This window comes from Corynebacterium argentoratense DSM 44202 (assembly GCF_000590555.1).
GTDB lineage: Bacteria > Actinomycetota > Actinomycetes > Mycobacteriales > Mycobacteriaceae > Corynebacterium > Corynebacterium argentoratense.
The window spans coordinates 1,004,633-1,018,639 of record NC_022198.1 but is presented as its reverse complement, the minus strand read 5'-3'; the positions used below and the strand labels follow the sequence as shown (position 1 = coordinate 1,018,639).

The 14,007-nt window shown below is 58.2% G+C and carries 14 protein-coding genes; 9 read left to right on the top strand and 5 right to left on the bottom strand.

Annotated features, from left to right (window positions below; translation table 11 throughout):
• Position 1: 1 nt before the first annotated feature.
• The 3 genes from CARG_RS04890 to CARG_RS04880 are packed head-to-tail and all read left to right on the top strand — an operon-like array spanning position 2 to position 2,200.
• Positions 2–1,321: a SufS family cysteine desulfurase gene (locus CARG_RS04890; RefSeq protein WP_020976295.1), complete on the top strand. Its 1,320-nt coding sequence runs from the start codon at positions 2–4 to the stop codon at positions 1,319–1,321.
• Positions 1,311–1,757 (top strand): Fe-S cluster assembly sulfur transfer protein SufU, encoded by a 447-nt coding sequence (sufU, locus tag CARG_RS04885; RefSeq protein WP_020976294.1) that lies wholly within the window; start codon positions 1,311–1,313, stop codon positions 1,755–1,757. Before CARG_RS04890 ends, sufU begins: the two co-directional genes overlap by 11 nt.
• 35 nt (positions 1,758–1,792) lie before the next feature.
• Positions 1,793–2,200 carry a metal-sulfur cluster assembly factor gene (locus tag CARG_RS04880; RefSeq protein ID WP_020976293.1) on the top strand — a complete coding sequence of 136 codons (408 nt, stop codon included), beginning with the start codon at positions 1,793–1,795 and terminating at the stop codon, positions 2,198–2,200.
• Here the strand turns inward: CARG_RS04880 and CARG_RS04875 are convergent.
• Entirely contained in the window at positions 2,190–3,383 is a 1,194-nt protein-coding gene (locus CARG_RS04875; RefSeq protein ID WP_041746991.1) for a lycopene cyclase family protein, read from the bottom strand. The genes CARG_RS04880 and CARG_RS04875 overlap by 11 nt on opposite strands.
• A gap of 219 nt (positions 3,384–3,602) precedes the next feature.
• On the opposite strand from CARG_RS04875, the gene CARG_RS04870 reads away from it, so the two are divergent.
• The 5 genes from CARG_RS04870 to CARG_RS09635 all read left to right on the top strand — a co-directional run bounded on the left by CARG_RS04870 (position 3,603) and on the right by CARG_RS09635 (position 8,064).
• Positions 3,603–3,890, top strand: coding sequence for a hypothetical protein (locus tag CARG_RS04870; RefSeq protein ID WP_020976292.1), 288 nt, complete (start codon positions 3,603–3,605; stop codon positions 3,888–3,890).
• A gap of 24 nt (positions 3,891–3,914) precedes the next feature.
• On the top strand, positions 3,915–5,546 hold the full coding sequence (locus CARG_RS04865; protein WP_020976291.1) for an ABC-F family ATP-binding cassette domain-containing protein: 1,632 nt from the start codon (positions 3,915–3,917) through the stop codon (positions 5,544–5,546).
• Positions 5,547–5,684: 138 nt separating this feature from the next.
• On the top strand, positions 5,685–7,307 hold the full coding sequence (locus CARG_RS04860; RefSeq protein ID WP_020976290.1) for a sodium-dependent transporter: 1,623 nt from the start codon (positions 5,685–5,687) through the stop codon (positions 7,305–7,307).
• Positions 7,308–7,310: 3 nt separating this feature from the next.
• On the top strand, positions 7,311–7,466 hold the full coding sequence (locus CARG_RS09850; protein WP_020976289.1) for a methionine/alanine import family NSS transporter small subunit: 156 nt from the start codon (positions 7,311–7,313) through the stop codon (positions 7,464–7,466).
• Positions 7,467–7,515: 49 nt separating this feature from the next.
• Entirely contained in the window at positions 7,516–8,064 is a 549-nt protein-coding gene (locus CARG_RS09635) for a DUF1990 family protein (RefSeq protein ID WP_020976288.1), read from the top strand.
• Here CARG_RS09635 and CARG_RS04850 read toward each other — a convergent pair.
• From CARG_RS04850 to acnA, 4 genes are all read right to left on the bottom strand, one after another.
• Positions 8,046–8,777, bottom strand: coding sequence for a glutamine amidotransferase (locus tag CARG_RS04850; RefSeq protein WP_020976287.1), 732 nt, complete (start codon positions 8,775–8,777; stop codon positions 8,046–8,048). The two genes, CARG_RS09635 and CARG_RS04850, sit on opposite strands and share 19 nt — an antisense overlap.
• 17 nt (positions 8,778–8,794) lie before the next feature.
• Positions 8,795–9,508 carry a glutamine amidotransferase gene (locus CARG_RS04845; protein ID WP_020976286.1) on the bottom strand — a complete coding sequence of 238 codons (714 nt, stop codon included), beginning with the start codon at positions 9,506–9,508 and terminating at the stop codon, positions 8,795–8,797.
• Between the two features lie 51 nt (positions 9,509–9,559).
• On the bottom strand, positions 9,560–10,123 hold the full coding sequence (locus CARG_RS04840; RefSeq protein ID WP_041747455.1) for a TetR/AcrR family transcriptional regulator: 564 nt from the start codon (positions 10,121–10,123) through the stop codon (positions 9,560–9,562).
• A gap of 125 nt (positions 10,124–10,248) precedes the next feature.
• Positions 10,249–13,062, bottom strand: a complete 2,814-nt coding sequence (gene acnA / locus CARG_RS04835) for an aconitate hydratase AcnA (RefSeq protein ID WP_020976284.1) — start codon at positions 13,060–13,062, stop codon at positions 10,249–10,251.
• A gap of 188 nt (positions 13,063–13,250) precedes the next feature.
• On the opposite strand from acnA, the gene CARG_RS04830 reads away from it, so the two are divergent.
• The gene (locus CARG_RS04830) at positions 13,251–13,745 is read left to right on the top strand and encodes an Rv1476 family membrane protein (RefSeq protein WP_020976283.1); all 495 of its coding nucleotides are present in this window, start codon (positions 13,251–13,253) and stop codon (positions 13,743–13,745) included.
• Positions 13,746–14,007: the final 262 nt, after the last annotated feature.

The following is a 14,007-nucleotide window of genomic DNA, read 5'->3' as shown; positions in this document are numbered from 1 at the left end:
CATGAGCACCCCAGCGTTCACTCTTCCGGATGGCAGCCTCAACACCGCCGCCATCCGGGAGGAGTTCCCGATCCTCAGCACACGCGTGCGCGGCGGCCAGACGCTCGCTTACCTTGATTCGGGCGCGACGTCACAACGCCCACGGTCAGTGTGGAAGGCCGAAGAGGAATTCGTGCTGGGAACCAACGCTCCGGTTCACCGCGGCGCCTACCAGCTAGCAGAATTGGCAACCGATGCGTACGAACAAGCACGTGCGGACATCGCTGCATTTGTCGGCGCCAGCAGCCAGGACATTTCCTTCTGCAGCAACGCCACTGCAGCGCTGAACACCATCGCCTATTTCTTTAGCGACTCCCGTTCAGGTGACAAGAAAGCGAGCCGCACGCAGGACGCCACTGCCGCCAACCCCCTTGCGGTCGGGCCGGGCGACACCATAGTGGTGACCGAACTTGAGCACCACGCCAACCTAGTACCCTGGCAGGAACTAGCACGGCGTACGGGAGCGACTTTACGCTGGTTGAGCGCCACCGCGGACGGGCGCATCGACCTTGACTCCCTGGCCTTCGACGCCAGCGTCAAGGTGGTTGCCTTCACCCACCAATCCAACGTCACCGGCGCTATCACTGACGTCGCCGCGATGATGGACAAGGTTCAGCGCGAAGCACCCCAGGCACTCACCGTGCTTGACGCCTGCCAATCCGTGCCGCACATGCCCGTTAACTTCGCGGAACTCGGCGTAGATTTCGGAGCTTTCTCCGGGCACAAGATGTGTGGTCCCACCGGCATCGGCGTCTGCTACATCGCGCCCAAGTTGCGTGACAAGCTCCCTCCGGTTACCTTCGGGGGAAGCATGATCGAAATCGTCCGTATGGAGCATTCCACCTATCAACCGGCTCCGGAGCGTTTCGAAGCCGGCACCCAGATGAACAGCCAGGTGGTCGCTCTTGGCGCTGCGGTGAGGTTTTTGAGCTCCATCGGTATGGATGCCATCAGCGCTCACGAGCACCAGCTGGTGAGCTACGCCATTGAGCAGCTCACAGCTATCGACGGTGTGCGTATCGTTGGGCCTACGGACATGACGTTGCGGGGTGGCGCTGTCAGCTTCCTGCTGGAAGGTGTGCATCCTCACGACATGGGGCAAATTTTAGACTCCGAGGGAGTCGCCATCCGCGTCGGCCACCATTGCGCTTGGCCCGTGCACCGTACTCTGGGAGCACAAGCGACCGCCAGGGCGTCGTTTTACCTCTACAACACGCGTGAGGAAGTCGATAGGCTTGCTGCCGCGGTCAGGAAAGCAAAGGAGTTCTTCGGTGAACATTGAGCAGATGTACCAAGAGGTCATCCTTGATCACTACCGGCACCCACAACATGCCGGCCTTCGGGACAACTTTAACGCCGAAGTGCACCACGTCAACACCTCCTGTGGCGACGAACTGACACTTCGCGTGCACCTCTCCAAGGACGGCACAACAGTTGAAGACATTTCTTATGACGCCGAGGGGTGCTCGATCTCGCAAGCATCGACCTCTGTCATGGCTGAGGAGATCATCGGCCGTCCTGTGGAAGAGGCCATGGCCAAACTCGCGGAGTTCGAGAAGATGATTACTTCCCGCGGCAAGGAACAGGGCGATGAAGATCTGATCGGCGACGGCGTGGCCTTTTCAGGCGTTGCGCAGTACCCAGCGCGAGTCAAGTGTGCACTGCTGGGGTGGAAAGCCTTCCAGGCTGCCACGGCAGAAGCACTCGACGAACAATAGCCCCCTTCTTACAATCTACTTTTCACAGGAGCACCATGACCTCGGAAGAACCCACAAACACCACCGAAGATTCAGACGCCCAGCCCAAGGAGCTGCGGGAACGCCCCGACACCCAAACACCTGAGGATCTTGCGCGCGCGAGCGACGTGGAAGAGTACATGCGCGATGTCATTGATCCGGAGCTGGGTATCAATGTTGTTGATCTCGGTTTGGTCTACGACATCTGGATTGAAAATGGCACGGAGGCCGTCGTCAACATGACGCTTACCTCGCCGGCGTGCCCGTTGACTGATGTCCTGGAGGACCAGGCAGAGGCTGCTGTTGTGGGCAACGGTGTAGCCACCAAGCTCACGCTGCAGTGGGTGTGGATGCCCCCGTGGACGCCCGCGATGATCACTGAGGAGGGTCGCGAGCAGCTGCGCGCCTTGGGCTTTAGCGTGTAGTTCCCCGCCGTGCCTTGATGCGGGTTGTGACCAGCTTGAGCAGTACGAGCGGTAGCAGGCTCGCAAAGCGCCACGGGGAGACCCACGGCGTCATGAAGGCCTTGAATTGTCGTCCAGGCAACAGCAGTGATGCCTGGACGAGTTCCAATTGATGCCCATAGGTCCCGAGGATGCCCATGACCCATGCGCAGCTACGCCTCAGCGCCCTTGTTGCACGAGCGGAGGCAACCAGCCAGGGTACTGGTGCTGCTGGTTTGTGTCCTTGGGTGATGACGTCGCGGTGGTCCATCAACCATCGAACGTAGGCGTCTGCGTAGTGTGCGCTGGTTGCAAGGCTGTAGCCGGACATGGGGTCAATGAATCCCGCCCGCGCTCCAAAGGCCAGCACTCCGTTGGGCGTGCGGTCAGTCAGAGGGGTGTGCAGGGGGATGAATACTTTTTCGACCGGCCCGTCGGGTGTGGGGTGGGGGATGTCGAGCACATCGATGATTCGTGCGTGAAGTCGTTGCTCTAGTTGCTTCCAAGTGGTGGGTGCACCCAAGAGCAGCGTTTCTTCGATCAGTAGGCCCTGGGGCGTGAGCACGACATATCCGAAGGTCTCGGTGCTGTGTGGGGGTTCGTCGTGCGGGGTGTGTGCCCAGGGCGTGTGGAAGTCCATCCAGCGTGTGTTGTCCTCGTGTTTGGGCAGGTATGTGAACACTCGGCCGTAGGCTTGCTGGACGACTGTCGTTTCACCGCCACTAGGCTGTTCGTGGGTTGCGCCAGTGCAGTCGACAATGGGCGCTGTGATGTTGTGTCCTGCCACGCGCACGCTGGTGGGGGAGAGGATTGTCGCCTGGACCGCAATGGTGTCGAAGGTGATCAAGCGTGACCGTGTGCATTGGTTGTTGAGGATCAGGTAGCGGCCGGGCAGCTTGCGTGATGTGCCGTTGGCGTGCACGCGGGCGGGTGTTGAGGATGCGCCGTCGGTGGGCAGCCATGGTGGTACCTGGTAGTCCCATATGCCGTAGGTGTTATTCCATTGTGGTATGGGGTCGATTCCGAGGACACGGAGGCCGGCGTGGGTTGCGCGTGATCCCAGCATGCAACCCGCCGGCCCGAGCCCGATGATCACCAGGTCATAGGGCTTTGTCAGGTCGGGGACCGGCTGTTGTTGCGGTATGGCCTGTGGTGCACTGTCCATGGTGTGACTATAACCGGGGGTAGTGCGCTGCCGCAGCCGGGTTCTTTTAGCACCTGTGCGGCTACTTACAACGCGGGGATTTTCATTTAGTGTTCAAAAACCGGGGGTAAGCAGTAGCGGTTCTATTGGCAACAATGTGCGAATGTCTAAAATTCGGCCCGTCATCTTATCAAATCCCCTTTCAATAAGGCTTTCTCTATTTCCAATAAGGACGTGTCTATGCCACACACCGCCGCACCCAAACCGGTGGTGAAACCCGCAAATCCTATCCTCTCGGCACCCCCGGTCACGCCACTGAAGCCGGCAGGCACAGCTGCAACACCAACCAACGCGACGTCATCAAGCACACCGAATGATGATGCCGCCGCCACAACAGTTGCGGCCGCCGAACTCAGCGCAACCACTGAGCCACAAGGAAGCTGGCTACGCGGCCTGCTCATTGGCATCGGAGGAATGTGCCTACTCATCGCCGCAGTGGTGTTTGGTGCCTCAATCCGCAAACCCTAAAAGCACGCGGTAGAGTAGCACCCTGTGATTGTCACCAACGACCTCGAAGTACGCGTCGGCGCCCGAACATTGCTCAACGCCCCTGGACAACTGTTACGGGTACAGCCCGGCGACCGCATCGGGCTAGTTGGGCGCAACGGTGCTGGTAAAACAACCACGATGCGTATTTTGGCGGGGGAGGGCGAACCCTACGGAGGCACCGTCATCCGCTCCGGCGACATCGGCTATCTGCCGCAGGACCCCAGGGAAGGCAACATCGAAGTCACCGCCCGAGACCGAGTGCTGTCGGCCCGCGGCCTGGACCAAATCATGACGTCGATGGATCGCCAACAAGCCATCATGGAAACCACCAGCGATGACAAAAAACGCGACGCCGCCATCCGCAAATACTCCCGGTTAGAAGAGCAATACCACGCGCTCGGCGGCTACGAAGCCTCCAGCGAAGCAGCCCGCATCTGCGATGCCCTGGGGCTCGAAGCGAGGATTCTGGATCAGCAGCTCAAAACCCTTTCGGGCGGACAACGACGTCGCGTTGAACTGGCGCGGATCCTTTTCGCGGCGTCACAAGGTTCCGGAAAATCCACAACGACCTTGCTGCTGGATGAGCCAACCAACCACCTTGACGCAGACTCAATCTCCTGGCTGAGGGAATTCCTCAAAAAACACGAGGGTGGGTTGATCATGATTTCCCACGACGTGGAACTGCTCGAGGCAGTGTGCAACAAAGTGTGGTTCCTCGACGCCGTGCGAGGCGAGGCAGACATCTACAACATGGGCTGGAAAAAATATCTTGACGCCCGTGCAACCGACGAAGCACGCCGACGCCGCGAACGCGCCAACGCCGAAAAGAAAGCCGCAGCGCTGCGCCAACAAGCCGCCAAGCTTGGGGCGAAAGCCACCAAGGCTGCAGCAGCCAAGCAGATGCTGGCCCGGGCAGAAAAAATGGTGGAGCGCACCGATGATCTACGCCAAGCGGACAAGGTGGCGCATATTTCCTTCCCCGAACCCGCACCCTGTGGAAAAACGCCACTCAATGCGACCGGGTTGACCAAAATGTACGGCTCTCTGGAAGTGTTTGCGGGTGTAGACCTAGCTATCGACAAAGGCTCGCGAGTCGTGGTTCTCGGCTTCAACGGCGCGGGTAAGACAACCCTGCTCAAGCTGTTGGCAGGCGTGGAACGAACAGACGGCGAGGGCGGAATCGTCAGTGGCCATGGGCTGAAAATTGGGTACTTCGCTCAGGAACACGACACGATCGATGGCGAACTGTCGGTGTGGGAGAACACGATCCGCGCCTGCCCGGATGCAGGGGAGCAGGACTTGCGTAGCCTCCTGGGCGCATTCATGTTTTCAGGCGAGCAGCTTGAACAGCCCGCCGGCACCCTATCCGGTGGTGAGAAAACCCGTCTTGCGTTGGCCGCCTTGGTTTCCTCGCGCGCGAACGTACTGTTGCTCGACGAGCCCACGAACAACCTGGATCCCGTCTCGCGTGAACAGGTCCTTGATGCCTTGCGCTCGTACACGGGCGCCGTCGTGTTGGTCACCCACGATCCGGGCGCTGTGCGCGCACTCGACCCCGAACGAGTAATCGTACTTCCCGACGGCGTTGAAGACCTGTGGAATGACGACTACATGGAGATCGTGGAACTAGCCTAAGACATGGGCGCTCACTTATCTGTCGACCCAATAAGAAGACATACCGGTTGGTCTGATAAGTTCAACAACGTCTGGGGCTCTAGTCGAGCTACCGCCCCAGGTCAGTGATTGAACATTCTTTAATAAAGGACAACCCCTATGAGCCAGGCACCTGCGCGTGCAACGTGGACCGGGCGCAGCATGTTCCTCTTCGCTGCTATAGGCTCCGCGATCGGTCTTGGAAATATTTGGCGCTTCCCGTACATCGCCTACGACAACGGCGGCGGAGCATTCCTGTTGCCCTATGTTGTCGCTCTTATAACCGCAGGCGTTCCAGTTCTCGTACTGGATTATGTGCTCGGGCACCGCTTCCGTGGTTCCGCACCACTGGTGTGGAGGCGTATCTCCGCCCGGACCGAGGCCATCGGTTGGGTGCAGACGATCATCACCTACATCATCGCCGTGTACTACGCAGTGATTCTTGCTTGGTCTACGATCTACACCTGGTTTTCGCTCAAACTTGCGTGGGGCGAAGATCCCGAGGCTTTCTTCGTCGGAGACTTTCTCCATGCCGATAATGAATCCATCAATTCCACGACCGTGGTGTGGCCCATCGCCATCACCCTGGCAGTGATCTGGGTTCTCATCGTCGCGGTTATGGCTCTGGGCATTCGCAAGGGAACAGGAATGCTCTCGAGCGTCTTCGTCCCCACTTTGATCGTCCTATTCCTCATTCTGGTTGGGCGCTCTCTGTTTCTACCAGGCGCAGGTGAAGGGCTCGAAGCCTTCTTTACCCCACGCTGGTCGGCACTAGCCGACCCGACTGTGTGGATGGCAGCCTATGGGCAGATTTTTTATTCTCTGGCAATCGCCTTCGGCATCATGATGACGCAAGCTAGCTACCTCAAGCGCCGTTCAAACTTGTCGGGCCTGGGCACCGTCGTCGGACTATCCAACTCCGGTTTCGAAGTCTTGGCCGGTATCGGCGTGTTCTCAACCCTCGGTTTCATGGCCTCCACCTCCGGTGTTGCGGTTGATGAGGTCGCAACCTCAGGAATTGGATTAGCGTTCATCGCCTTCCCGACCATTATTAACCAAATGCCTGGCGGCCCCCTATTTGGCGTGCTGTTTTTCGGCTCCCTGTTTATCGCTGGTTTTACCTCGCTGGTCACCATCGTCGAGGTTGTCGTCTCCAGCTTCCAAGACAAGTTCCGTCTCGAACGTCGTACGGCATCCATCGCTGTCGGTGTGGCTTGCGCAGTTCCTTCTCTAGTGCTGTTCCCCGTCACCACTGGCCTAGGCTCCTTGGATATCGTCGACAAGTTCGTCAATGTCTTGGGCATCGTACTCATCGCTGTGATCTCCACCGTCACCATTGGGTGGGTGCTCAAACGAACCCCCGAACTACGCTCTCACGTCAACGCCGTATCTTCCCTCCAGCTTGGCCGTTGGTGGGATTTCAGTCTGACGGTGATCACGCCACTGATCCTAGGCATCACATTTATCCTGGAAGTCCGCCTACTGTTGATCGAAGGCTACGGCGGCTACGCCAGCCACAAGGTCGTCATCTTCGGCTGGATTCTCGGGTTGATGCTATATCTGGGTGCCTTTGGCTTGTCGAGAATCCCGTGGCCTCGAGGCACCATCGTCGATGGTCCTCCTGCCGGTGACTTCGGTGTGCCGTTGACTGGCAAGGGCGCCCCGTTCGGACAGCATCTTGTAGACCCTCAAGCAGATGCAGAACACATGCAGCTCAAACCCGAGTTCGCTAAGGAGTCCTAGACAATGAGTACTACAGCACTAGTCATGATGCTCGTCTACCTCGCGGTCGTGTGGGGACTTCTAGCTGTCGCGGCATATCACTTGGGGAAGACCAAGGACGACAGCTGCGGCACTCTCGGATCCCAAGACCTAGACGCATTGCCCCAATACCAACCCTAAGCTGCCTCAAAGGCGTAGACAACTGTCATTAACGGGGTAAGGTGGCCACATGGCGCCTTTGCCCCCATCGTTAAGCTATCCCGAGTCCCTAAGAGGCAGTGCACTATCCCTTCTCAAGAAGGCTCTTGGCATCGAAGCCAAATCTGTGTCTTCTAGCACTAGCCGGACTCAATTGCCGAGCGGTTTTCTCACGCTGAAACACTCGAAGATGCTGGGCTACGGCCCGCAGCGTTGGGAAGAGGCAGTTAGGAACATCTTTTCTTGGCGGATGCACAACAGCCTTCCTTTGCTCCGGGCAGACGCTACAGAGCTCAGTGAAGACAGCTCAGGGCGCATTGTTGATCTACATATCGGCCCTGTTCATGCTGAGTGCATCATTTTGGACGTCGAGCGTATCGAGCACCGGTGGGCTTGTTTCAGCTACGGCACAACCAACAAGCACCCAGAGCAAGGCGAAGAATGCTTCGCCGTGTCAATGGACAAGCGAGGTGCCGTGAGAGGCTACGTATACGCGGTGTCAAAGCCGAAACGGCTTATCGGCTACCTCGGCGTGCCCGCCCAGCATCTCGCAGCGAAACTCTACCTCCAAGGCATGTAACGGGTAGCGAAATTATGTAGTAGGCGTGCGCTAGTGTCGACAGCGTAGCGCGCAGCTTGGCTATTGATCCGACGCTTTTCTGTCGGGTCAAAGTAGCCTTCGTCTTCATAAATATCTAGCCGCTGTGCGAAGCTGTCATGGTCGAGCTCGGGATGGAACTGTGTGACGTAGACGTTGTCACCAGTTTTAAACATCTGGATCGGGCATTGTTGTCCCGTCGCCAACACGGTGGCCATCTGTGGCAAGGAGGAGCAATTTTCCTTGTGCCCGACCAGTGCGTGAAACTCTGGAGGCAGCCCCTCACACAAGGGGTCTGCCAGTCCTTCGGGGGTCAAGGAGATAGGCACTGCAGCGGGTTCCTCCGCATAGGCCCTATCAAGGTCAGCACCTATCGCTGTGCCAATGATTCCGACCCCATAGCAAGCACCGAAAGTAGGGAAGTCTTTCTCAATCAACTGGGCTGCGAGCTGCGCGAGGTCGGCTTCAACGCGGCGTTGAAGATCAGACTTATCCGTGTCGGTGTTGTTGAACGGGCCTCCGCCCAAAATAACTCCTGCGTAGTCCTCGAGACACACATCGCCTAGAGGTGCCTGATCGACCCTGCGCTGTTCCAACTGTGACGGGGCGATGTGGAGGCAGTCGACAAAAGACGCGTATTCAGCCTCAGCTGCCAGAGTTTCGGGCCGAGTGGATAAAAGAAGGAAGGGGCGCATGGTGAGGTCTCTAGGGTTTAAGTGGTGCAGTAACGAACAAAGTTTCGCAGGATCTGGTTGGCGTGGGTGGTATCGATCTCGGGCAGCGAGGACACGATACTGTCGTAGGCTTCAGGGCTGAAGTAGCCGTAGTCTTTGTAGAAATCCATGCGGTTTTTCATCGCAATGGCATCCATGTCTGCGTGGAATTGGCATGCCCACGTTGTGTCATTGGCGCGAACCATTTGCACAGGGCAGGTTTCACCGGTAGCGAGAACGACCGAGTGAGCTCCCACCACAGTGACGTTTTCGGTATGGCCAGTTAAAGCGGTGAAGGTCTGGGGAATATCGCGTAACAGAGGGTCCAAGGCCCCCAGTGGGGTGATCTCCACGGTGGTTGGGCCGGCAGACTCTGGGTGGGTGTGTCCCACTGCTCCTCCGTCGAGGTGCGCGATGAGGCCGTTGCCAAAGCAGACGAACATGACGGGAGTCTTGCTGTCGATCAGTTCGGCGAGCAATTCGTGAACGTGCAATTGTTCTTCGCCGTACTCGGGCGAGCTGATGTTAAAAGGGCTACCGCCAACAAAGATGCCATCGTAGCCAGACAGGTCAGGTAGCTCTGCCTGTGCGGTGTCGATCATTACTTGGTCTAGTTCCTCGGGTTCTAAACCAGCGGCGGTGAGAAAGTCGCGGTGTTCCGCTGCAGCAATGGTTTGTCCGTGGCGTGGTGACACTAGCAAGAATGATCGCATACCAAGCAGTCTACAGGTGGGGCAGGAGCCTTAACCCCGTACAGTGCCCCATTAATGCCGGCGAACTGAATCCTCAACAAGGTCGAGCACTTGCACCAGCTCACTGGTGTTTTCACCAGAGGCGAGGCGGGAGATAAAACCGTCCATGACGGTGTCCAAATAGACCTGCAACACCCCTACGGGAACATCGTCGCGCATGCGGCCGGCTGCGGCGTTTGCTTGCAGCCTAACCCTCACGGCGTCATCAAGGACAGCCTGATGCTCGCGCCACCGTGCGGAAAAAGCTGCGTCGGTTCGCAGCAAACGGGTGATCTCTAGTCGGGTGGACAACCAGTCGTAGCGCTCAGGGTGGGTGAGCATGTCTCGCATAACCTCGACGAGGCCTTCACCGGCAACTACTTCAGCCATTCGGGCTGCGTCTTCGCGCGCAAGGGCCAGAAAGAGGTTTTCTTTGTCCGTGAAGTGGTGGAAGATTGCGCCTCGGGATTTACCCGTTGCGATTTCGAGGCGGCGGACGGTCGCTCCTTCGTAGCCGTATTCGGCAAAGCAGCGGCGGGCGCCTTCTAGAATGTCATGTCGCCGCTGGTTTAGGTCGGCGTCACTGACTTTTGGCACTGCCATTCTCCTCGACTAGTGACTGGTTGATAAAGCACCCCGCCCACCAGTGACACCATGTGGCGCAGTGGTGGGCGGGAGGTGCGGCGTCACAATGATCTATGACGCCGTGTCAGGCACAGGCTTTAGGCCTTAGCCATGTTGCGAAGCACATACTGAAGGATACCGCCGTTGCGGTAGTAGTCAGCTTCACCGGGGGTGTCGATGCGGACGACCGCATCGAACTCGACGGTGGAACCATCTTCCTTGGTCGCAGTAACGTGAACGGTCTTCGGGGTGGTGCCGTTGTTGAGCTCCTCGATGCCTTCGATGTCGAAGACCTCGTGGCCGGTCAGGCCGAGGGACTCGTGGGACTCGCCAGCGGGGAACTGCAACGGGATGACGCCCATGCCGATGAGGTTGGAGCGGTGGATACGCTCGAAGCTCTCGGTGATGACGGCCTTCACGCCGAGCAGGTTGGTGCCCTTAGCAGCCCAGTCACGGGAAGAACCGGTGCCGTATTCCTTACCGCCGAGGACAACCAGCGGGATGCCGGCTTCCTTGTAGTTCACGCAAGCATCAAAGATGAAGGACTGAGGCTTGTCATCCTTGGTGAAGTCAAGGGTGTAGCCACCAGCGATGTCAACGAGCTGGTTCTGCAGGCGGATGTTGGCGAAGGTGCCACGCATCATGACCTCATGGTTACCACGACGCGAACCCAGGGAGTTGTAGTCGTTGCGTGCCACGCCGTTTTCATCCAGGTACTGCGCGGCGGGGGTGCCGGGCTTGATGGAGGAAGCAGGGGAGATGTGGTCGGTGGTCACGGAGTCGCCAAGCTTGGCTAGGACGCGTGCGCCCTTGATGTCCTTGACGGGCGCAACTTCCATGGTCATGCCATCGAAGTAGGGAGCCTTACGGATGTAGGTGGACTTCTCGTCCCATGCGAAGGTCTTGCCTTCGGGGGTGGGGAGGTTCTGCCACTGCTCATCGCCCTTGAACACGTCAGCGTAGTCAGCTTCGTAGAGTTCGCGAGAGATGGCCTGCTCGATGGTGGCTTCGATCTCCTCAGTGGAGGGCCAGATGTCGGTCAGGAAGACGTCGTTGCCGTCCTGGTCCTGGCCGAGCGGCTGGGTCTCAAAGTCGAAGTCCATGGTGCCGGCGATAGCGTAGGCGATGACCATGATCGGCGACGCGAGGTAGTTCATCTTCACGTCGGGGGAGATACGGCCCTCGAAGTTACGGTTACCGGACAGCACTGCGGTTGCGGTGAGATCGTGCTCATTGATGGCCTTGGAGATCTCTTCGGGCAGGGGACCGGAGTTACCGATGCAGGTGGTGCAGCCGAAGCCGGAGAGGTAGAAGCCCAGAGCCTCGAGATCCTTCCAGAGGTCAGCGCGCTTGTAGTAGCCGTCGACAACCTGGGAGCCGGGGGCGCAGATGGTCTTGACCCACGGCTTTGCCTTCAGGCCCTTCTCTGCTGCCTTGCGTGCGATGAGGCCTGCGCCGATCATCACGGAGGGGTTGGAGGTGTTGGTGCACGAGGTGATGGAAGCGATAGCTACCATGCCGTGATCCAGGGTGTATTCGCCACCGTTGGGGGACTTGACGACGACCGGCTTGGATGCGCGGCCCTTTGCACCTACAGCTGCGGACTCTCCGTGGCCTTCGCGGGAAGAGTTGAAGTTGGGGGCCAGGTTCTCGTTGTCATCCTGGGCCTCGCCTTCAGCACCCATGCGAATAGCGGCGGGGGACTCGTCTTCAACAACTTCGTCGCTGCAGTAGGTGGGAAGGTCCTTGCGGAACTGCTCCTTGGCCTCGGACAGCAGGATGCGGTCCTGGGGACGCTTCGGACCAGCGATGGAGGGAACCACGGTGGAGAGGTCGAGTTCGAGGTACTCGGAGTACTCGGCTTCGGGGGTGTTCTCGTCCAGCCACATGCCCTGAGCCTTGGCGTAAGCCTCGACCAGTGCGACCTGCTCCTCGGAGCGGCCGGTCAGACGCATGTACTTGGTAGTCTCTTCGTCGATCGGGAACATGGCACAGGTGGAGCCGAACTCCGGGGACATGTTGCCGATGGTGGCGCGGTTGGCCAGCGGAACAGCCTTAACGCCGGAGCCGTAGAACTCGACGAACTTCTGGACAACACCGTGCTGGCGGAGCATTTCGGTGATGGTAAGAACGACGTCGGTTGCGGTGACGCCAGCGGGGATCTGACCGGTGAGCTTGAAGCCGACGACGCGGGGGATCAGCATGGAGACGGGCTGGCCAAGCATTGCTGCTTCGGCCTCAATGCCGCCAACACCCCAGCCCAGGATGCCGAGGCCGTTTTCCATGGTGGTGTGGGAGTCGGTACCGATGCAGGTGTCGGGGTATGCGAGACCTTGGTTGTCGAAGACGACGCGTGCCAGGTTTTCAATGTTGACCTGGTGGACGATGCCGGTTCCCGGGGGAACGACGCGGAAGTTGGAGAATGCCTTAGAGCCCCAACGCAGGAACTGGTAGCGCTCTTCGTTGCGCTCGTACTCGATTTCAACGTTCTTGGACAGAGCGTCTTCGGAGCCGAATGCCTCGATGATCACGGAGTGGTCGATGACCATTTCTGCGGGGTTCAGGGGGTTAACCTTGTCGGGGTCGCCACCAAGGGTCTTGACGGCTTCACGCATGGTTGCCAGGTCGACCACACAAGGAACACCGGTGAAGTCCTGCATAAGGACACGTGCCGGGGTGAACTGAATCTCGATGCTGGGTTCAGCGGATGCGTCCCAGTTGGCAATAGCTTCGATGTGCTCAGCAGTGATGTTGGCACCATCTTCGGTGCGCAGCAGGTTCTCGCCAAGAACCTTGAGAGAGTACGGGAGTTTCTCCATACCGGGAACAGCGTTGAGGGCGTAGTAGTCGTAGGACTTTTCGCCAACCTCAAGGGTGCTCAGGGCATTGAAGGAGTTTTTGCTAGCAGTCATAGTTGTTAGCTCCACTTCCTATGTAGGTGCAGTAGTTGTTACGGTTTCAGCACGCGAGGCTACTTGGGCTGGGCCTTGCGTGCGTCCTGCAACTAATATAACAGTACGAGCGTTCTGTTGCTTAATTTTGGGGGTGCCATGGGGTGTGTCGCATAAATAAATGCGGGGGAGTTCCTAATATCAAGACCATGATTCCCGATTTCGTTAATGTTGACGACCTTGCCCAACAGCTAGAGTCGGGTAACGTTGCGGTTGACCTCGACCCTTCACTGGCGTCAGGTATTGATCCAGTGGAAATTAAAAATGAGATCAGCCCACTGGCCGAGGGTTCGCCGGTGGGGGACATCGGCGTCGTCTATCTCGACCAAACTCCGGGGATGACAGCAGATCTACGCGACATCGCCCAGGAACTTTCCACAAAAGCTCCGCAGGACATCATCATCGTCAGGGCGCCCGGTTCCGGAGCCGTGGTGTCCGACGCCTACTCTCGGGCGGATTTGGAAACGGCCCAGCGCGCACTACTTTCACACCCTGAGTTATCCACCGGACTTCAGGCATTCATCGACACTCTCAGCCACCAGTCAACCCCATGGCCTTTAATTAACGCCTGCATTGCCGTCGCGGCCGCACTTGTCACCTCAGCAGCTTTCACATGGGAGCGCCTCCGGGACAGTACTAATTAGTCAAGCTTCCACACTTGATGGACAGTAGCGATTTCCAGCTTCTCCGCCTAGGGTCCGAATATGTATATCGGGGACACATCTCCAAAATTGCACCGTTGCAACTCTATTATGTAGTAAAGATCACAACTTTTTACGGCGTGTCGAACAGTGCAGGTCACACGCATGCGTTTTCGAAAAACTGTGCACTAAAGGGCTATCACCCCACGTTAAACCTGATACTCAAAGGGGCTGCTGTTACTTAAGTGGCATAAGGTTCTAACTG